Annotated in this window: 14 protein-coding genes; 6 read left to right on the plus strand and 8 right to left on the minus strand. The window is 33.0% G+C overall.

Annotated elements, in window-relative coordinates; translation table 11 throughout:
• Positions 1-83: 83 nt before the first annotated feature.
• Positions 84-2,405 (plus strand): 5-methyltetrahydropteroyltriglutamate--homocysteine S-methyltransferase, encoded by a 2,322-nt coding sequence (gene metE, locus IW20_RS05860; protein ID WP_035619783.1) that lies wholly within the window; start codon positions 84-86, stop codon positions 2,403-2,405.
• Positions 2,406-2,596: 191 nt separating this feature from the next.
• On the opposite strand, the gene IW20_RS26855 is transcribed toward metE, so the two are convergent.
• Complete coding sequence (locus IW20_RS26855; RefSeq protein WP_035619784.1) at positions 2,597-4,795, minus strand: T9SS sorting signal type C domain-containing protein; 2,199 nt, start codon at positions 4,793-4,795, stop codon at positions 2,597-2,599.
• 536 nt (positions 4,796-5,331) lie between these two features.
• Between IW20_RS26855 and IW20_RS05870 the strand changes: the two genes are divergently transcribed.
• The 3 genes from IW20_RS05870 to IW20_RS05880 are packed head-to-tail and all read left to right on the plus strand — an operon-like array spanning position 5,332 to position 7,525.
• Complete coding sequence (locus IW20_RS05870; protein ID WP_035619785.1) at positions 5,332-5,559, plus strand: acyl carrier protein; 228 nt, start codon at positions 5,332-5,334, stop codon at positions 5,557-5,559.
• Between the two features lie 12 nt (positions 5,560-5,571).
• The gene (locus IW20_RS05875; RefSeq protein ID WP_051885588.1) at positions 5,572-6,804 is read left to right on the plus strand and encodes an ANL family adenylate-forming protein; all 1,233 of its coding nucleotides are present in this window, start codon (positions 5,572-5,574) and stop codon (positions 6,802-6,804) included.
• Positions 6,791-7,525 (plus strand): SDR family NAD(P)-dependent oxidoreductase, encoded by a 735-nt coding sequence (locus tag IW20_RS05880; protein WP_035619787.1) that lies wholly within the window; start codon positions 6,791-6,793, stop codon positions 7,523-7,525. The genes IW20_RS05875 and IW20_RS05880 overlap by 14 nt, the downstream gene beginning before the upstream one ends.
• A gap of 159 nt (positions 7,526-7,684) precedes the next feature.
• On the opposite strand, the gene IW20_RS05885 is transcribed toward IW20_RS05880, so the two are convergent.
• Positions 7,685-8,266 (minus strand): outer membrane beta-barrel protein, encoded by a 582-nt coding sequence (locus IW20_RS05885; RefSeq protein WP_035619788.1) that lies wholly within the window; start codon positions 8,264-8,266, stop codon positions 7,685-7,687.
• Between the two features lie 211 nt (positions 8,267-8,477).
• Positions 8,478-9,059: an outer membrane beta-barrel protein gene (locus tag IW20_RS05890; protein WP_035619789.1), complete on the minus strand. Its 582-nt coding sequence runs from the start codon at positions 9,057-9,059 to the stop codon at positions 8,478-8,480.
• 145 nt (positions 9,060-9,204) lie between these two features.
• On the opposite strand from IW20_RS05890, the gene gldA reads away from it, so the two are divergent.
• Positions 9,205-10,101, plus strand: a complete 897-nt coding sequence (gene gldA / locus IW20_RS05895; RefSeq protein ID WP_035619791.1) for a gliding motility-associated ABC transporter ATP-binding subunit GldA — start codon at positions 9,205-9,207, stop codon at positions 10,099-10,101.
• Positions 10,102-10,642: 541 nt separating this feature from the next.
• Positions 10,643-12,760 (plus strand): outer membrane beta-barrel family protein, encoded by a 2,118-nt coding sequence (locus IW20_RS05900; protein ID WP_035619792.1) that lies wholly within the window; start codon positions 10,643-10,645, stop codon positions 12,758-12,760.
• A 357-nt stretch (positions 12,761-13,117) separates the two neighbouring features.
• Here IW20_RS05900 and IW20_RS05905 read toward each other — a convergent pair whose 3' ends face one another.
• The 5 genes from IW20_RS05905 to IW20_RS05925 all read right to left on the minus strand — a co-directional run bounded on the left by IW20_RS05905 (position 13,118) and on the right by IW20_RS05925 (position 21,190).
• A complete protein-coding gene (locus tag IW20_RS05905; protein WP_051885590.1) occupies positions 13,118-14,290 on the minus strand; it encodes a PepSY-associated TM helix domain-containing protein in 1,173 nt (390 codons plus the stop codon).
• Between the two features lie 115 nt (positions 14,291-14,405).
• Positions 14,406-15,650 carry a DUF4374 domain-containing protein gene (locus IW20_RS05910; protein ID WP_035619793.1) on the minus strand — a complete coding sequence of 415 codons (1,245 nt, stop codon included), beginning with the start codon at positions 15,648-15,650 and terminating at the stop codon, positions 14,406-14,408.
• Positions 15,651-15,690: 40 nt separating this feature from the next.
• Positions 15,691-18,039, minus strand: a complete 2,349-nt coding sequence (locus IW20_RS05915) for a TonB-dependent receptor (protein WP_035619794.1) — start codon at positions 18,037-18,039, stop codon at positions 15,691-15,693.
• Positions 18,040-18,357: 318 nt separating this feature from the next.
• The gene (locus IW20_RS05920) at positions 18,358-19,767 is read right to left on the minus strand and encodes a pyridoxal phosphate-dependent decarboxylase family protein (protein WP_035619796.1); all 1,410 of its coding nucleotides are present in this window, start codon (positions 19,765-19,767) and stop codon (positions 18,358-18,360) included.
• Between the two features lie 199 nt (positions 19,768-19,966).
• Positions 19,967-21,190 carry a dicarboxylate/amino acid:cation symporter gene (locus IW20_RS05925; RefSeq protein WP_035619797.1) on the minus strand — a complete coding sequence of 408 codons (1,224 nt, stop codon included), beginning with the start codon at positions 21,188-21,190 and terminating at the stop codon, positions 19,967-19,969.
• Positions 21,191-21,263 lie beyond the last annotated feature (73 nt).

Here is a 21,263-nt window from a genome sequence, read left to right on the forward strand (position 1 = left end):
AGTTTATTTACTCAAATAAAAGCCAAATATAAGTTTTAAAATCCAATGCAATAAATTTGTTCAGTAAAAAATACTGAAACAAAATGAAAACAAATAATTTAGGTTATCCACGAATTGGCAGCAACAGGGAGTTAAAAAAAGCTAGTGAATTATACTGGGCTGGACAACTTTCGGCAGAAGACCTTCTGGCTGTCGGAAAGAACATCCGTAAAGAAAACTGGCAATTACAAGCCGAATCTGGTATCGATTTAATTCCGTCGAATGATTTCTCATTTTACGATCAGGTTCTGGATTTAACATTGACTTTGGGAGCAATTCCTGAGCGTTACAATGATTTTGCAAGAACTAACTCTTCTATCGATTTGTATTTTGCAATGGCAAGAGGTTCGCAAAAAAACGGACAAGATGTTGTGGCAATGGAAATGACTAAATGGTTTGATACTAATTACCATTACATTGTTCCTGAATTTACAAAAAACCAAAAATTTACTCTGTTTTCAGAAAAGGTAATCAATGAGTTCAAAGAAGCAAATGATTTAGGTATTGCTACAAAACCTGTACTTATTGGACCAATCTCTTACTTACTTTTAGGAAAGGAAAAAGAAGAAGGTTTTCACCGAATTGACCTTATCGAAGCTTTACTTCCTGTATATTTTGAAATTTTTGAAAAGCTAGAAGCCGAAAAAGCAACTTATATTCAATTAGACGAACCTTTCCTGGCTTTGAATCTAACGGATAAGGAAAGAAACGTTTTCACGAAAGTGTATACCGAAATCAACAACCGTTTCCCGAATATTAAAATCATTCTTGCTAATTACTTTGATTGCTTTGGCGAAAACTTAGCTACAGCATTGGCTTTGCCAGTCGATACTTTACATTTAGATTTAGTTCGTTGTCCGTTACAATTAGATGATATTTTAGAATCTAATCAGTTATCACCAAACGTAAACCTTTCTCTAGGTTTAGTAGATGGAAGAAATATCTGGAAAAATGACTTTAAAAATTCATTGGCAATTATCGAAAAAGCAACTAAGGCTCTTGGCGAAAGTAGAATTTTAATCGCTCCTTCTTGTTCTTTAATTCATAGTCCTTGCGATTTAGAATTAGAAACGAACAACCAAACGCTTACTCCAGAAATTAAACAATGGTTGGCTTTTGCTAAACAAAAAATTCAAGAAGTTGTTTTATTAAAACAGTTTGCATCAAAAGAAATAGATACAGAAACCTCTATTCGCTTTGCAGAAAATGCTTTGGCTAACGAAAACAGAAAAACATCAAAATTAATCCATAACGAATCGGTTAAAAATCGTGTAGCGAGCATTACTTCTGGCGATGATCAGCGTAAAAACACTTTTGCTATCCGACGCAAAAAACAAATCGAGGCTTTAAATCTTCCTTTGTTCCCAACAACAACAATTGGCTCTTTCCCACAAACTCCCGAAGTAAGAAGCTGGAGAGCTAAGTTTAAAAAAGGTGAATTAACGCAACAACAATACGACGATTTAATTAAGAAAGAAACAGAAGATACGATTCGTTTTCAGGAAGAAACTGGTATCGATGTTCTTGTTCATGGAGAATTTGAGCGTAATGATATGGTGGAATATTTTGGCGAACAATTAGCTGGTTTTACTTTTACAAAAAATGGTTGGGTACAAAGTTATGGTAGCCGTTGTGTAAAGCCTCCTGTAATTTATGGTGATGTTTCGAGACCTAAACCTATGACTGTAAAATGGTCTGAATATGCGCAATCGCTAACTCCTAAATGGGTAAAAGGAATGCTAACTGGTCCTGTAACTATTTTGCAATGGTCATTTGTGCGTAACGATCAGCCACGTTCACAAACCTGTACTCAAATTGCATTGGCAATACGAGATGAGGTGGTAGATTTAGAAAATGCAGGAATTAAAATTATCCAAATTGATGAGCCTGCTATTCGCGAAGGATTACCATTGCGCAAAGAAGAATGGGCAACTTATCTTGATTGGGCTGTAAAAGCATTCCGTATTTCGGCAAGTGGCGTAAAAGATGATACTCAAATTCATACCCATATGTGCTATAGTGAGTTTAACGATATTATCCAGAATATTGCCGATATGGATGCCGACGTTATTACGATTGAATGTTCGCGTTCGCAAATGGAATTACTAGATGCTTTTGCCGATTTTAAATATCCTAACGAAATAGGACCTGGAGTTTATGATATTCACTCTCCTCGTGTTCCTTCTAGCCAGGAAATGGTTAAACTATTAGAAAAAGCTTCGGCTGTAATTCCTGTAGATCAGTTATGGGTAAATCCTGATTGTGGTTTAAAAACACGCCATTGGGATGAAACGAAAAAAGCTCTTATCGAAATGGTTGCCGCAGCTCAGGAAATGAGAGCGGCTGTAGAAAATCCCGTGAGTTAATAATTTTTATTTTAAATCTATTTTTTGTTATGTATGTCAACTAGTGGAGTCGAAATTCTTGTAGTTATGATTGTTTTCGATTTCACTTTAGTTGATGTTAAAATTGATTTATTTTAATTTTATATAGGTTTCAAAAACAAAAAACCATCCCGTTTAGGCGGGATGGTTTTTTAACTTTATAAAAACAATAATTAATACACTACTTTCTTAATCTCGACTTTGTTATTGTCTAAAACCACTTTTACAACCAAAACCTGATTACTAGATCTTAAGTTATTGATAACTAAATTAGGATTTGAGACTGCATCTTTATTATAGATTAAATTTCCTGATATATCATAAACCAATACCTGATTGATATTTCTATCCGAAGAATCTATATTCAATACCTTATTTATGCTATTTACGGAAACATTATTTTCTGCCGATTCTAAATTTGCTGTATCTGCTTGAATACCATTTTGAGAAAAAGATTCTTTTGAACTTGCTACTTGACGAGAAGTACACTCATTAGTAATTACAATTGACACAAGATCAAATCCCTCACAAGAAGGATCCCCAACAAGACGTATTTCCCCTCTATAAGTTCCTGCTGGAACATTTGCTGGTATTTCAATTGTCTCTATAAAACCACCAGTTCCTGTAAACACATAAGAGGTAATGCCTTGATCTGCTAATCCTGCAGTATTTGCTGCGGCATTCCAATTAATGTAATACCCTGTAGGGCTACCTGTCATTCCAGAATATTCTAATGTTGTATTTTGAGAATTAGAACTTGAACAAACTGATGTAATAGTAGTAACATCAATTGTAGGAGCTAAAGTTACAATCATAGTAAAAGTTGTACCAGAACTTACATTGCCACCTGCATCTTTTACGGTGACTGTTGCTGTGTAAGTTCCAGCAGCAATATTGAAAGGAACATCAATAAATATTTCATCTAATTGGTTATCGACTACATTATCAAAAATGCTTGAAGAAAAAGAATCCCAAACAATACTATACGTAGTAGGATTACCAGTAGTAGTATAACCCAATTCTATTATTTCGTCAATATTGGTATTAAAACAATAATTTGCCACGTTATTTTTTAATGTTATCGTTGGAGCCGTATTTACTGTAATAGTTATTGGTTCAGAATTGACTACATCACAGAAAGGTCCATTCTGAACAACTACTCTAAATTTAGTAGTCTGTGTTAAATTACCTGTATTATAGGTTGTATTTGCATTAGCAATATCTGTCCATGTAGTAAACGGACTTATTGCAGATTGCCATTTAAAAACTGAGCCCGTCTGTCCTGATAAATCTAAAGAAGCACTTGGGAAGCCCAGAATTTGTATGCTAGTTATTGTTCCTCCCACTGTTGCCGCAAATACAGTTACTGTAGCGGTATTATTTGCTGAAATAATAGACGAACAAGCCTCTGAAGTAAGTTTAGTAATGGTGATAGTACTAGAGCCTACAGTAGTAAGCCCTGTTGCAAAAAAATATCCTGTACCTGCTGTACTAACAGTTAAATTTGCTGTTAATCCTGTTGCGCTAGGACTGCTTCTGTTGTAAGTCACAACATAATTACCAACAGGCAAAGATGAAGTACTACCATTTACATATACTGTGGCTGTTGATCCGTAAGAAGAACAAATACCAGTAGTTGCAGCGCTTGATAAACTATAAGTAGGACAAGAGTAAGAAATAATCACTTGTCCAGCTGCACCAGCTCCGCCAATTTGTGGAGTTCCTAATGCAGAATTTATAGCACCACTACCACCACCTCCGGGAGATGAACCTGCGTTTCCGGGTGCATTACCCAAAATTAAACTTGAGAGACCTGCTCCGCCAGCACCACCAAAATTTGCTCCGGTACCACCAGCACCAGAAGATAGTAATAAGGATAAAAGTGCCGCTGAATTCCCGATAATTCCAGGAAAACCATCTAAACGAACAACTCCTGCAGAAGCAGCTGCACTACCGCCTGCTCCTCCTGCAGGTGTGCCTCCTGCATTATTTGCAGCTCCGCCTGAACCGCCTGCTGCCAGAATAGAAGTTTCATATCCTACTATGGTAGAATTCCCTCCCGCTGTGCCATTAGCCCCACCAGTTCCTAATGTCTGACCTGCAACAACAATATTTAGAGCTGCACTAGGCGCAACCGAAATAGTATTACTTGCATAAGCGCCACCCCCGCCGCCGGCACCCCCTCTACCAAAAAGTAATCCGGCACCACTGGCGCCACCACCAGATCCGCCGCCGCCCCAAGCTTGAACCGAAAGACTTGTAACACCTGCAGGAACAAAAAAGAGGTTACTACTATTAAATGTTTGGGTCGTAGATTGCGACCAAGAGTAAACGCTAATAAATCCGAACAAAAAAGATAATTTTAGTTTCATAATAATTAATTTAAAGATGAAAAAATCAGTTAACTCTTAAAAAAATATTGCACTAAAAAATATAGAAAGGAGAATAGTAAAACTAGATCAGCAGATAATTTCACTTAAGAAACAAAAAAAACAACTTACTGATTAACAGGTTTTTACGTGGTTGTAAATAAAATTAACAAATAAAAACTTAAAAACTATTATCATTAATACATATAATCATGTAGTATGACGAATAAAAAATCATTCTCATCAAGTATTTAACACATTATATACCAATAGCTTACATTTAAGACTTTCGCCAAAACAGAAATAATTGATTATCAGTTATTTAAATGAAAAATATTTATAAAATTCACCTATAATAGAAAAGATTCGTGTAATTTTATAGAAGCGAATCATAAGATGCTCCCTTCCTAATATCTAATCATCAGATATTTAAATACCACACATTTTACCTTTTACAATATTTTCATATTGAACTATTAATCAAGCTTAAGAAATGAGGGAAATACTCTCAAATCTATAAACGTATAACTCTATAAAAAATGAAAGAATTATTATTATTAAAAATAAATGAAGTGTTGACTGGAAAAAACCTACCTATTGTAACAAGTATTAATCATGATACAACATTGCGTGATGGTTTAGGATTAGATTCTATTGATTTAGCTGAGTTAACAGTACGTATTGAAGAAGAAACCGATATTGATATATTCTCAAATGGCATTATTACTACTGTAGGAGAAATTTTGGATGTACTCGAGAATAAATAAACCCAAATTGCTATGTTTTATATTAACGAAAAAGAGGCAATATTCTTTAGTTATGAGGATCTTGTCAGTCATTTAAACGAATTCAAAAGTGTTGTTACAAATCCTTACAAAACAACTACTTTGGATTTATTCCTGAATTTAATCAAAGCCTTGATTCATAACAAAGATGTAACCTTGCTGGATCAGGACTTTACAGATTCTGAGATAGTCTCACTTGTTGGTGAAAAATATACTGAGAATATCGCCCATGTAGAAGGCTTGGGACTAGATTATTTTAACTCCTATTTGAAGTTAATAACGGAATCGAAAAGTCTAATTACTATTTATACTTCTGGTACAACGGGGCTTCCTAAAAAAGTAGTCCATACTGTAAGTTCACTAAGTAGAGAAATTAAAACTGGGACAAAGTTCGACGCATCAATCTGGGGTTTGACTTTTAATCCTAGTCATATGGCAGGTTTACAAGTTTTTTTTCAGGCATTATTTAACGGCAACACTTTGGTTGACTTATCTAATATGAATAGCGCAACCATTAATCAATTGATTTTAAAACATGAAATATCTCATATTTCTGCAACACCTACATTTTATAGATTATTAAACAGCAAAGACATTGTTTTTAATAATGTAAAGTCTGTTACTTTAGGAGGCGAAAAATCGGATGATACGCTATATAACATCGTTAAAAGAATGTTTCCTTTTGCGAAAATTAAAAACATTTACGCTTCAACCGAAGCAGGAGCATTATTAAGTTCTGAAGATGATTTTTTTTATATTCCAGAGCGATTGAAAAGTAAAATTGTTGTTATCGAAAATGTACTCTACATTCATGAATCTTTATTAGGCCAAATGCCAAATCGCCTGATAGAAAATGGCTGGTATTGCAGTGGCGATGTTATTGAATGGAAATCTGATTCAGATTATTATTTTAAATTGATTGGTAAATCTAATGAAATGATAAATGTTGGTGGATACAAAGTAAATCCACACGAAGTAGAATCTGAACTAAGAAGTATCGACGGGATTGATAATGTTTTTGTGTTTGGGAAAGCTAATTCTGTAATAGGAAATCTTATCTGTGCAGAGATTGTTTTAGAAAAAGGTGCTGAAATAGAGGAAACAAAGATTAAAGATATTTTAAGGATGAAACTACAACAATTTAAAATTCCGCGTAGAATCTTTTTTGTCGATAAATTAAATTTAAACAGAACAGGAAAAATAAGCCGAGTAAATGCTACAAGATAAAAACGTTTTAATTACAGGATGTTCCAGAGGTCTTGGCTTAGAAATATCCAAAGAACTTCTGCTTTGTGGCGCAAATGTATATGGAGTTAGCAGAACCCTTACACCAGAGTTTAATGTGCTTCTGGAAGAATATAAGAGCAGCGCTTTTTTTAACCAATTTGACTTACATAATACGAATGAGGTAGAAGTTAAAATTTTTAAAGAATGGCTTAATAATAAAATTACCATTCATGGTTTTGTAAATAATGCCGCTGTTGCTTATGATGACATTATTACAAACATGAATGCAGATGCATTAGAATCGATGTATAAAGTAAATGTGTTCAGTCCACTATTGGCAGTTAAATGTGTATTGCGTAACATGATCTTTAATCGTACAAAAGGTAGTATTATTCATATTTCCTCTATAAGTGTTCATACCGGATATAAAGGTTTGTCGATGTATGCTAGTTCTAAAGGAGCTTTAGAAGCTTTTTCTAAAAACACAGCAAGAGAATGGGGCGAAAAGCAAATAAGAAGTAATTGTGTCGTAGCTGGATTTATGGAAACTGAAATGAGTAGTACGCTTTCTGACCAACAAAAAGATAGAATTTTTAAGAGAACGTCTTTAAAAATCCCGACTACCTTAAATTCAGTTGCTAAGACAGTCAGTTTTTTATTGTCTGATGGAGCCGAATCTATTACTGGGCAAAATATACATGTTGATTCTGGAACAATTTAAATTACAAACATTGCCAACGGTTTCAACCGTTGGAGCGCAATGCCTTTTCATAATTTGTACCGCACGGTTGAAACCGTGAGCTATGGTCTAAATAGGATAGTCTACAAAAAAAAAGCATCAGCTATGACTGATGCTTTTAAATTTTTAATCTATTTATGACTAGAAGTTTTTAGAAATTCCAATGTTAACTGTTTTACCAAAATTAAAGTAGAATTTACGAACATCGGTATCACTAGTATCAAAATTTAATGTTTCATAGCCTAAACCTCCGATACTAAAATTTAAACCAAAACCTTTTTTCATATTGATAAAAAGAGCTGGAGTTATTCCTGCATACATACCGTCTGCTTTACTTTTTGAAATAAGTGATCCATTTTCAGAATTTTCACTTTTTTGATTTTGAAGTCCTACTCCTAAATCAGCAAATACAGAAAAAGTCTCATTTAAAGGAACTGAGTAACGTACAAAAGCACCATAAGAATAAGCATTACGTTTATTTTCTACTCCTGCCCCATCTTGTTTTGAAGTCGACACCATAAATTCAGCTCCTACTGTCCAATTATCATGAAATTGATAACCTACTTTAGGAGAAAATCCGAATTCGTTTGTCTTTGTTTTGGCTAATGGATGATCGTAAGTCGTAGAATTGTACTCGATGTTTCCTCCAACTAAGATTGTTCCCTTTTGGGCATTTGCAAAGCTAAACGCAGCTAATGCAAGAATAAGTAGCATTTTTTTCATATTAATGTTTATTAAGTTATTACAACTACTCAACAACAAAAATACCATCATTTAACTCCAACCGTTTTATTAACTGTTTGTTAAAGAAACACATTAAACAAGGCTTCTGAAATCATATTTTGATAACATAAAAAGCGAAAACCTTACTTCTGAGCATAAAAAAAAGCATCAGCCGCAGCTGATGCTTTTATAAATTTTAATCTATTTAAGACTAGAAGTTTTTAGAAATTCCAATACCAACTTCTTTACCGAAATTAAAGAAGAATTTACTGTAATCAGCACCGTTGTTATCAAAACTTAATGTTTCATAACCTAAACCACCAATATTGAAGTTTAAACCAAAACCGTTTTTCATGTTAATGAAAAGAGCTGGAGTTACACCTACGTACATACCATCTGCTTTAGATTTTGAGTAAGCATTTCCAGGACCGTATTCTTTGTTTTTAACATTTTGAAAACCTGCACCCATATCAGCAAAAACAGAAAAAGTTTGGTTTAATGGCACAGAATAACGTACAAATGCTCCGATTTTGAAAGCATTGTTTTTTACTTCTTCAATTCCATTATCTTGATTAGATGATGCTACTGTTAATTCACCCCCAACTGTCCAGTTGTCGTTAAATTGGTAACCTACTTTTGGAGAAAAGCTAAAAGTATTTGTTTTTTCTTCACCAAATTTGAATTCTGATTTTTCAGAAGTGTAAGAGATGTTTCCACCAACTAAGATTGTTCCTTTTTGAGCATTTGCAAAGCTAACTACAGCTAATGCAATAACAACTAACATTTTTTTCATTTTGTAATATTTTAAATTTAATACTCCTTTAACAATAACAGTGCCGCTACTGCTGGTATTTAAGTTTTTTTTATGATTTCTTTAAAGAACAAAAATTTAGCAATCGAGCAGATTTCTGTTTACTTTTGCATCAAATAAAAAAGTCATGTCGATAGAAGTAAACAGCATATCAAAAAGTTACGGTACTCAAAAAGCATTAGATAAAATTTCATTTTCGATTGAAAAAGGTGAAATCGTTGGATTTCTTGGTCCAAACGGAGCAGGAAAATCTACTTTGATGAAAATCCTAACTACTTATTTGCTAGCCGATTCGGGCTCAGCCCTTGTAAACAGTCATGATGTCATGACTAATGCCAAGGCAGTACAGCTATCCATCGGGTATTTGCCAGAGCATAATCCGTTATATTTAGATTTGTACGTTCGTGAATATCTGGCTTTTAACGCTGATGTTTATAAGGTAGCAAAATCAAGAATTGAAGAGGTTATTAAACTGACAGGTCTGTCAGCCGAAAGTCATAAAAAAATAGGACAATTATCTAAAGGATATCGTCAGCGTGTAGGTTTGGCAAATGCATTATTACACAATCCTGATGTTTTAATTCTTGATGAACCAACAACTGGTCTGGATCCTAACCAGTTAATAGAAATCAGAAACGTAATTAAGAATGTAGGTAAAAATAAAACTGTTTTTTTATCGACACATATTATGCAAGAAGTGGAGGCAATTTGTGACAGAGTCATTATTATTAACAACGGAAAAATTGTAACTGACAAAAAACTTGACAAATTAATTGCCGAAAATAAAGAGCAAGTTATCGAGGTAGAATTTGATTATAGAATTGAAGAACAATTAATTGCAAAATTAGAAAACATTTCTTCGTATGTAAATACTCATGACATGACATGGGAACTGACATTTGTCACTGAAAAAGATATGCGCCCAGCTATTTTTGACTTTGCAACTGCCAACGGTTTAAAAACATTACAACTGAATCAAAAAAATAAAAATCTGGAAGCTGTGTTTAGAGAGATTACTAAATAAGTATTCAGTTCATTTATATAAAATCCAATTCATTCTATTTCATTATAGTTTGAATTGGATTTTTTTATGGAACATCATTACTATTCAACACCAAGTAAAATCAACACTTTCTTGCATATTTTGTCTTTTATAAATTTTAAATGTTTAGCCCTATAAACAAGTCATATCTTACATTCTAAATTTGTCTCATATCTCGTTAATAACTAACAACCAAGCAATTATCATTTTGATTTAAATTTAAAATTATTTTTATTTAGACTTGTTATAAATAGTTATATATTTGAGGTTTAAAAACTTCAAATAACATATAATCATGTTTTTATTTTACCCCACAAAAACGCTGTACTCCACGCTTATAAACAGTATATTTTATCTCCCACAAAAACATCCAAATAAATTGATTGTTTCACCTATTAAAGATTCAATCTAATTATTTAAAAGTCTATTTCTTAAAAATAAATTCTCATAGATAAACTATACCCTTAAGGCTTGATTAATTTATAAGCCGCTTTATTATTCTTCAAAAATTAAAACAAGTAATATGAAAAATATTATAACATCAATTATGCTTGTATTTTCTGTTTATGCCTATTCGCAAACTGAAAAAGAGAAAGACAGCATTATCGAAACATCCATAAATGCATTAGATGAAATTATTATCGTAAAAAAGAAAGTGCTATATACTCAAAAATCAGATAGAATGGTTTTTAATGTAGAAAATAGCATTGTATCTGAAGGCGGAACTGCACTAGACGTTTTAATGCGTGCTCCGGGCGTTGTAGTTTCTCAGGACGGGGAATTATCTATTAGAGGACAACAAGGTGTTGGCGTTATGATTAATGGCAAATTAACACAGCTTTCGCAAAAAGAACTTGCTAATTATTTAAAATCAACAACCTCATCTAATATCAAACAAATAGAGGTTATAACAAATCCTTCTTCTAAATATGATGCAACTGGTAAAGCCGGAATGATTAATATTATTTTAAAAAAACCAAGTAGTGCCGGAATAAAAGGAACTGTATTTTCTAGTTACGGAAGAGGTAGAAAAAACAGAACCAATACGGGAATGAATTTAAGTTACAACAAAGATAAGTTTGGCATTTTTGGTAATTACAGCTACACTTTTAGGGGTGAAGAGGAACGCAAGAATTTCGAGCAAATTCAATATACGGATATTACAAGACAAGAAATTGCTACAAAAAATTATCAAAACTCTACAACTAGTGAGCCACTTACATCTAACAACTTTAAAATAGGAACATCTTATGAGGTTTCTTCTAAAACAAATTTAGAGGTCTCGCTTGACGCAAAAATTGGTCGTTACGAAAATATTGCTAATGGAGGAAATACGCTATATAATAATTTGAATGTATTACAATTTGACGCTTTGACTTACAATGACAGTAAAGAAAAGTGGTATGATTATACGTATGCTTTTTCTGGCGTTCATAAATTTAATACTGAAGGAAAAAATATGTCTTTTGATTTTGAATATGAAACTTCAAAATTTAGATCTAATCAGTTTCAAAGTGCGCAAAACCAAATTCCTGGCACAACAATTAATGACAGAAGAGGTTATATTCCATCACAATTAAGAGTATTTACTGGAAAAGTTGATTTTACGAATCCGATTAAAGAGAAACAAACTCTAGAATGGGGTTTTAAAGGAAGCATCAAAAACAATGATAATCCATCGGTGTATGAATACAATGATAACAATCAGTGGATTGTTGATCTTAATTCTACCAATCATTTTGAATATGATGAACAAATTTATGCTGCTTATGCTAATTACAAATATCGTTTAGAGAAATTGAGTATTCAGGGTGGTTTAAGAACGGAATATACTGCCATTGATATTAACCAAAAGACATTAAACGAAAAACATAAAGATGATTATTTAAAATGGTTCCCAAGTCTTTCGCTAAAGTATGAATTAAGTAGTAATCATTCTATGCATGCTTCTTATAGTAAAAGAATAAACAGACCAAGTCAATTTGACTTGAATCCTTTCCGTTTTTATGATGACTCATTCAATTATTCTCAAGGAAATCCCAACCTTGTTCCAGAAATTACACATACATCTGAAATAGGATATTCTTGGAAAAGCGCTTTTATGGCTTCTGTATATTTTAACCAAACCAAAGATGTTTTTACCGAAATATACGTTTACAATCCCGATGATAACACAACGGTGACGTCGCAAATCAATGCCAATAAATCATACAATTATGGGGTGAATATTACCAACACTACCGATATTTATAAATGGTGGTCTGTAAACACGCTTTTGAATATTTTTGAGAATAAATTTGAAGGAAAGATTATCAATACCAATACAATCGACCCAATTGTTACCTTAAATTTAAGTGTCCAAAACTCATTTACAATTACTGATACTTGGAAAGCAGAAGCAAATGCTCAGTATCAATCAAAATCGAATGTTGGAATTTATGAGAGAGATAGTTTCTTTGATTTCAGCATCGGATTATCAAAACAGGTTCTTGCTAACAAAGGCAGCATTAAGTTTAATGTTACCGATATTTTTAATACCAATAAATACAATATCAATTCGGTTATCGGACAAACCAGTATTGATAAAAGATATAATCTTGATAGCCGTGTAGCAACAATTTCCTTTACTTACAGAATTTAATAAAAGCTACACTTTATAATAAGAAAGCCCATGAATATTCATGGGCTTTCTTTGTTTTATATGGGGTTCGGCTGTGTATTGAACGGAATGCAGATGATAATTTAGTCTATCTTATTACACAATCTTGTAATTTGTGGTGAAAAATTAACCGCAAAGTGCGCAAGGATTTACGCAAAGTTCACAAAGCTGTTCCTCAATATTTTCACTCTGAAGCAGAAAGACAAGTTTGTGGAAATTCGTGTAATTTGTGGCGAAATAATTTTAAAAAGTACTTTAGCATGCAATATAAAAAAGCCTTTTGAAGAATGGGAACTCTTACAAAAGGCTTTTACTAACTAAAAATACACAAAAAAAATCTTAAATCTTAACGGTAGGTTTTTGCTTTTTCTTTCTTCCCCACCAAATATAAAAACCTGTAACTGGCAGACTGGCGCATATTAAACTACCAGCGAAATATAAAATCTTAGTAGGTATTCCTCCAATCGCTCCAATATGCAAACTATAATTAGATCGCATAAGCCATTTTGAGAAACGTTCGTTATCAATGTATTCCTGCGAATTCGGCTTTAATTCCAACGTTTGTTGATCAAAGTATAGATTCCTCCAAACTCCTTTATTCATATCTGTACAAGCATAAAAATCATCTTCTGGCTCGTGTGGAAGATCTATGATAACTGCTTCTTTATTTTCTTTGGCAATTTCCTTGCGTACTTTGTTCCAGATAAAATCGGCTGAAGCGAGTTTGTCAATTTCCTTTTTAGATAAAGTATCTTTTTTAGCAACAACAACTTCTTCTTTTTTTTCTTTTTCATCAGCCCAGCCACCACTTATCCAATAAGTGCCTTCTCTTAGCCAATGAAAACTCATTAATAATCCCGTAAACGAAATTAGCAATGCCAATATGATGGTATAGAATCCTAATACATTATGCAAATCGTAATTTATACGTTTGAACTTGGCATTCCACTTTATCTTAAAACTACTATTTCTAGTTGTTTTATTCCATTTTTTTGGAAACCAAAGGATAAGTCCGCTAATAAGTAAAAAGAAAAAGATTAGCGTTCCCCAAGCCGTAACTTGCGAGCCAACATCTCTACCTAACCATAAATAACGATGCCCTTCATCCATGATATGAAAAAAATCTTCGTGATCTACAATTCCTGTAATCTTGCCATTATACGGATTTACATAAATTAAAGAGTCCGATTCGATATCTACTTTTATAGTTTTATCTAAACCGTTGTACCAAAAACCATGAATCTCTTTATTAGGCAAAGCTTTACTAACTGCATGATATATCTTAGAGGGCGGCAATACTTTGTCTGACTCTTGTGCTTCGACATTGAGCCAAGAGGATGTTGCATGTTTGATTTCTTCTTCAAAAACCAAAATACAACCTGTAATTCCCATTATAAATACAATGATTCCCGAAGCGAGTCCTAACCATAAATGCAACCAGGCATTAATTTTACTAAAACGTGATTTTCCTTTATTTGGTGGTTTATTCGAACGGCTTTTATTAGTACTCATTGGTATTATAATTTTAATAGGTAATAGTTTTTATGGGCAAAAAAGGTGTAGTTGTAAAATGGCTTGAGGAATGGTTGTAATTAAATAATTCCTCAAGTCGTTAAATTGTACAGGTTTAAAGTGTAAGCTTAGCAATTGCAGGTAAGTAAAGACCTTCTTTAATAAGTGCTCCAGCTTTAGTCTCGCCAGTTGCAATATCTATTTGGTACACACGAGCTTCAGCACCTGTAACAAAACTTTTGTATGCTTTTCCGTTTTCTACTAACAAGCTACCAAGTCCGAAGAATTCATCTCCTCCGTGATCAGGTAATCCAGTTATTGTGGTAATAGTTTTAGTAGCTAAATCAAGAATAGCCGACTTAAAGATTGTTTGTGTGCTTAAGAAACTGTAAACTGATTTATCAGGATCTACATCATTAGGAATATAAGTGATAAAAACTTTTTCTCCTACTAATGGGTATGCAGCAATCACTTTTCCTTTAAGTGTACTTTCCTGAATATTGAAGAAATAATTTGCGTCAAATTTATCTTCTCCTTTTTTGATACGTAATACTCCAGATGAAGCTGCTGTAACAGGGTAACCACCAGCACGAGCATTAGATGAGAATGTATAAATGTCTCCAGAACCTGTTTGTACAATTCCTGTATTTGTATAATAAACACCAATAGCAGTTGTTCTAGTATCTTTTATTGTAGTTACATACTCTAAAGATGGATATTTGTAAACCCTTACTGTAGCATCAGATGATAATACTTTATTCGAACCATCAGAAACATCTTTAGTATAAACTGGTACAAAAAGTCTGTTTCCTGAAACTGCAGCTCCTGTTGGCCAGTATAATACTTTTTTGTTCTCTGGTGTAACAGCAAAATCATTAAACTTACGACCATCAACAGCGATTGTTGCAGGATTAAAAATCATCAATTCATAATCAGAAGAACTACCATCCCAAGTAGCACCAATATTTATCATTCTTTTATCATCTGTGTAACCAACAGCGTATGCTGATTCTATAGCAACTTTTCCTCTGGCTTTTAATTTTCCAGCTTCGTTAAGAGAAAAAGATACGGCTCCTTCAGCTCCTTCATGTAAAGCAAAAAAAGTATTATAAGCTGGATAACAACTTCCGCCTTGTTCAATACCAACTCCTCTAGCACTAATTTCTCCCGTCATTAATCGATCTATAGAGTTAAATTCTAATATATACTGAGAGTAATCTGCTAACCAATATGATGCTACAAATTTAGAACCTGTAAAAGCTGTTTCGTCTTTTGGAGCAGAATCATCACTACTACAAGAGAAAATAGATAACGATAGCATTGCTACTGCAAAGCCTTTTTGAAATTTGTTTATAAACATGATTTATAAGTATTAAGGGTTATTATTAAAATTGATTTTATTATTGAAGAAAGTATCTGAACTTAACACTAAAAGATCTTCCTGGTTTTTGAATGTTATAGTAGTCATACACCTTTACATCGGTAATATTATTACACTCAAAAGCAAGGTTGTATTTACCATCTAAAAGAGAATAAGAAATCATGGCACTTTGGGTAAATTGTTCTGGAATAGTTTTTTTAGTTTCTAATTCTCCTAATACTGGCCAAGCCAAATAAAAATCATCAATATAATTTGCGCTAATATTTACCGAAAGTCTATCGTGTTTGTATTTAACATTCTTAAAATTTAATCCTAAATCAGCATTACCAAAAAGGATAGGTTCGTTTGGTACTTGCGCATCATATAAATTATCTGGAATAGTGGTTCCAACTATAAATTTATTTTTGTTCAATTTTTTTTGATACGTAGCATTTACTTCAAAAGACAGTAAATCACTATATCCATATCGTAAAACGCCATCAATACCTGTTATTTGTACATTTTGAATGTTTTCATAATGAGCTTTATCTCCCTCGACTCTTTCTCTAATAAAATCTCGGGCTTTTCTATAAATTACACTAGATTCCGCTCCAAAAAGATGTTTGTTTCTGTGAGTAACAAAACCAAGTCCGAAATTAAGATTATCACTATTTTCAGGTTTCAAATTCATATTTGGAGTTATATTGGCTCCATCCCCTAACATTTCTAGTGGAGTTGGTAATCGGTATGAATGCTCATAAGACGCTTTTACCTGAAATTGATCTGTTATATGATAGGCAGCTGTACTACCGTAACCGTAATTAGTAGATGATGAAGAAATTTTTTCTCCTTTTTGGTCAACCATTTGATTGCTGAACCCATACATTTTACCAAAAACTGAAATTGCCAACTTGTTTTCTAATCCACTGAAGTTATAGCCCAGTCCTAAAATGTTTTTATCAATATCTTGATCTCTGTGTTTTTTTGTTATTAAATAATCATCAGACTCTTTACGTTTATATCCTACATAAGAATAATTTGCAACTAGGGAATGTTGCTCATTAATCTGATATTTTAAATTTGCTATTGCTTGTAAATTTTCTTCATCATAAACAAATATTTGTTTATCACCCAGTTCTCCTTTATCATCTTTTCCTGCAAATTTTCTGTAGGTATAATTTCCAGCCCAATCATATATTCTCGATGAGGTATCTACCAAACGGTTGTTTACTAATGCATAAGTTGTATTAAAATCTACAGTTAATCCTTTAGTAAAAAGGTTGCTTTTTTTGTATTTTAAAGAAGAAATAAAACTTTGGCTATCTGAAAATGCCTGTCCAACTACTTTTAACATGGACCTACCTTGTTGAATTTCTTTATTATTACCAGCCATGGCAAAACCTACAAGTAAGTAATCGGCATATTTTTTATTCTTAAATCCTACTTCTCCCATTATCGTTCCCGATTTATAGGCATCGTGAAAATGTTTGAACTTTTGTTCTGGTAAAAAGCTTAAATTTTCTTTATTTACAAGGCTCACATCAACTTTATAATCATTATCAGAGTAATTTGCAAAAGCATTAATGTTTGCAATAAATCCATCTCTACCCGAAAATCTTGTGTTTATTGCCGCTCTGTGTGTATTAAATGAACCATAACTATAAGAGGCATCCACATAACGATCTACATTTTTATTGGTTATTACATTAACGGCACCTCCTAATGCATCTGTACCTAACTCTACAGGAACAACGCCTTTATACACATCGATTCTCTCTGCCATTGTTACTGGGATATTATTTAGTGTAAGAGCTCCACCATAATTATCCATAGGAACACCATCTAGAAAAAACTTAACCTGATTACCCGAAAATCCATTTAAAGTAAAATTGAAAGCAGATCCCATTCCTCCAAATTCACGGATTCGTACTCCGGTCGTTTTATTAAGAATCTGATTTAAATCGGCAGATGTATTGTAAACTTTTTTAAGATCTACGGAACTAATATTATACGCTTGTTCTCGTGCTCGTTGTACTTTAGACCTTCCTTTTACAGCTACTTCGTTTAAAGATGCCACATCCTCTTCCATCGTAATATTGGGAACTACTTTTCCGCCTTTCAATAAAGTAATCGAAGTATAGATTGTTTTATAACCTACATAAGTAACTGCCAGAACATAATCTCCTGGCTCGGCGCTAATCTTATATTCCCCCTTACTATTGGTAAGTGTAGCATAAGCTGTTCCTTTTAAAGCAACCGAAACCGCTTCACCTGGCTTTTGATTGTTTATAATAACAATTCCTGATATGGTTGATTTATTTTTTTGTGAAAAGACCTGAATTGTGGTCATTAAAATCAGTAATAGAATTCCTGTTTTATGTAGTCGCATTAACTTTAAATTAAAAATGAACAATTGATATGAAGATTAATTTATGACAAAATTAACTCTTAGACCTTCAAGAATCAAAACTATTTTTAATTATTCTAAATAAGTATAGTATTTAACTTTTAACCTACATTTATTTCAAGGAAAGGAATCTTTTTTAGAATTATTCTAAATTAGACAAGTTGAAAAATCGACAGAAAAGACCAAATTCTATTAAATCTGCAGAAATTTTCAATTGTATTTAACTTTTTATTCCATAAAAAAGTAGCCCGTTTAAAAAATTAAACGGGCTACTTTCTAAAAAATCTATGTATGTTTTACTTATATTTTCAATTCATCAATAATATTTTTCATTACTTCTATGATAATTTCAATGTCTTTTTCGCTTGTTCTCCAGTTTACAAATGAAGCACGGATTCCTTTACGGTTTTGATATACAGTAGGTGTCATAAATACTTTTCCAGTATCATTAAGATGTGTCAGGAATGAATTTACTTTTTCCTGATTAAGCTCTCCCGATAAGGTAAAACAAACATTATTTAGTCTCGTTGGTGCTAATAACTCAAAGCTTTCGTTCTCTGTAATAAAGGCATCAAATTGCAAAGCCAAGTCAACACTATTTTCGACTATATCCTGATATCCTTCCTTTCCGTAGGCCAATAAAGAAAACCAAACTGGTAAAGCTTTTAATCTTCTCGAGTTTTCAGGTAAAAAATTTAAGAAACTAAAATTCTCTAACGGATCTCCTAAATAGGGAGCATTAGAATTTTGAAATGTTTCTATCTGTAATATTTTATGTTCTTCTTTTATCAAATAAAAAGCACTTTCGTAAGGCACATTAAGCCATTTATGACAATCGATGGTAATACTATCGGCATTTTCCCAACCGTTAACCAAATGCTTGTATTTAGGAGAACAAGCAGCAAATCCTCCAAACGCAGCATCAATATGCCACCAGAATGTATATTTCTTCTTCAGTTCATTTATTGCCACAAAATCATCAAAATCGGCAGTATTTACCGTTGCTGCACTTGTTATTACAATAAATGGTTTTCCGCTTAAGGCTTCAATATTTCGTTCTAAATCGGCTACATCTATAGCTTCACGGTTTCCTTCGATTGTTTTTATTTTAGTGAAATTCTGACTCCCAATTCCTAACATCGACAAACATTTTATAGAAGAGGAATGTGGCGTAGCTGAAAAGATCGTAATAGGTTCAGAAACTCCGTTCTTAGCAAAATCCTTTCCTAACTGTTTTCCAAACCATTGTCTTGCAACTGCCAGAGAAGTAAAATTAGACATTGTTGCTCCAGTTACAAATCCGCCAAGAAATGATTTTGGCAAATCAAGCAATTGCAATAATAAATTAATTGTCTCAATTTCTATTAAAGCCGAAACGCCTCCTTGTGCTTTTACTGCTTGTGTATTTTGATCGTAAATTGTCGTTAACCAATCTCCAACTATCGACGCTGGAGTACTCCCACCTGTTACAAAACCTAAGTATCTTGGTCCTGGCGACGCAATCATCATTGGCGCTAATCGTTGATTAAATTCATCCAAAGCCGATAATGAGCCTAATCCTGTTTGATTAAGATTTCGGTCGGTTGTCATGCTATTTGAGCTAGATGTTGGAACTGAATCCAGTGAATTTAAAAACTCAATTCCTTGTTGTTTTACTTGCTCAAGGATATTTTCTATATTGTTTAAATCTTGTTGAAGTGTGTTATTCATTTTAGTTATTATAGTTTTAAATAAAATTAGCAGTTATACAGAAGTAATCCTTAACTATTAAAGGATAGCGTTATATCTTTAATATTGTGATAAAAAGTAACCATGTAAGTGATATAAGTAAATATAAGCGAAGCATCAGCGCAAAACTTAAATGAATTTATATCGCTTATATGGTTTAAATAAATTGAAGATTAATTTTTTACCATTTGGTTTTTTCCGAAAACCGGGAAACCATCATCGACGAAATCACATCGCCATTTGCATTTAGTAAAGTAGCTATCGGGTCTACAAGTGTTCCTAAAATCATGGCAACTGGTAATGCTTCTGCCATTGGCAAACCATAAACTGTTATCGCCAAGACTTCGCCGATATATCCACCGTTTGGAATTCCGCCTTCTACTATAGAAACGATCACGGTAATTCCTAATGCCAAAAGTATCGTACTGGGCTCCGTAAAATCTTTCCCGAACATGGTAAATAATACGGTGATTTTTAAGATTGATGACATACTCGAACCGTCTTTGTGCAATGGCGCTCCTAGCGGAATAACCACGTTGCGGACATGTGCAGGAACTTTCATTTTTTCGGCGGCCTCAAGATTAGCTGGTATTGTTGCAATACTGCTACAGGTCCCTATAGCTGTAAGTGCTGGTGCAACATTATTACTCCAGAACACAACAAAGGCTCTTTTTCCTCCAGCTATAAAAGCGTATAAACTAAAGAATACGAAGAAATAAAAGATACACGCTCCATAATAAATCCCTAAAGGTTTAGCGTAAACTCCAAACAATTGTGGCCCGTAAAAACTAACCTGATAGGCAAAATAAGCTCCCAAACCTATTGGAGCTAATTTCATGATCATATTTAAAAGCTGTTTCATCACTTCGTTTCCAGAATCTAAAAAACTCTTGAAACTATTTCCTTTTTCTCCTGATTGCAAAGTTGCAAAACCGATTAAAAATGAAAAAATAATAAGTGCCAACATACTTTTTCGTGACAATAATTCGTAGAAATCATTCGTCGTGAGTAATTGTGCTATTTGGTCGCCTACATTTCCTGTTGCGATATTCTCTAATGGAACTTTAGAAACTATAATGTTCTGATGGATAGGAAAAATATAAACAGCTATAATCATTACAATAGCCGAAATAAGAAGTGTTCCTAAAAAAACGGCAATCATAACAACAAATAATCTTCCGAGTTTTTCTGTTTTCTCTAAATTGGCAATAGAGGAAGTTATCGTAAAAAAGATTAACGGAATAATTGCTGTAAAAAGTAAATTCAGGAAGATATCTCCCAGTGGTTTTATAATCTCAATGTCTTTACCAAAAACTAATCCTAAAATACTCCCCGCAACTATACCTCCCAGAAGCAAAAGAATGCTACTATAATTTTTTATAAAATTGATTTTTTTAGTCTCCATAATTAAAAAGCATTAGTATTTTAAAAATCAATTAAATTACGCCAAAAAAGAGTTCTTGAATGCTACTCTAATT

The organism is Flavobacterium hydatis, from assembly GCF_000737695.1.
Classification (GTDB): Bacteria; Bacteroidota; Bacteroidia; order Flavobacteriales; family Flavobacteriaceae; genus Flavobacterium; species Flavobacterium hydatis.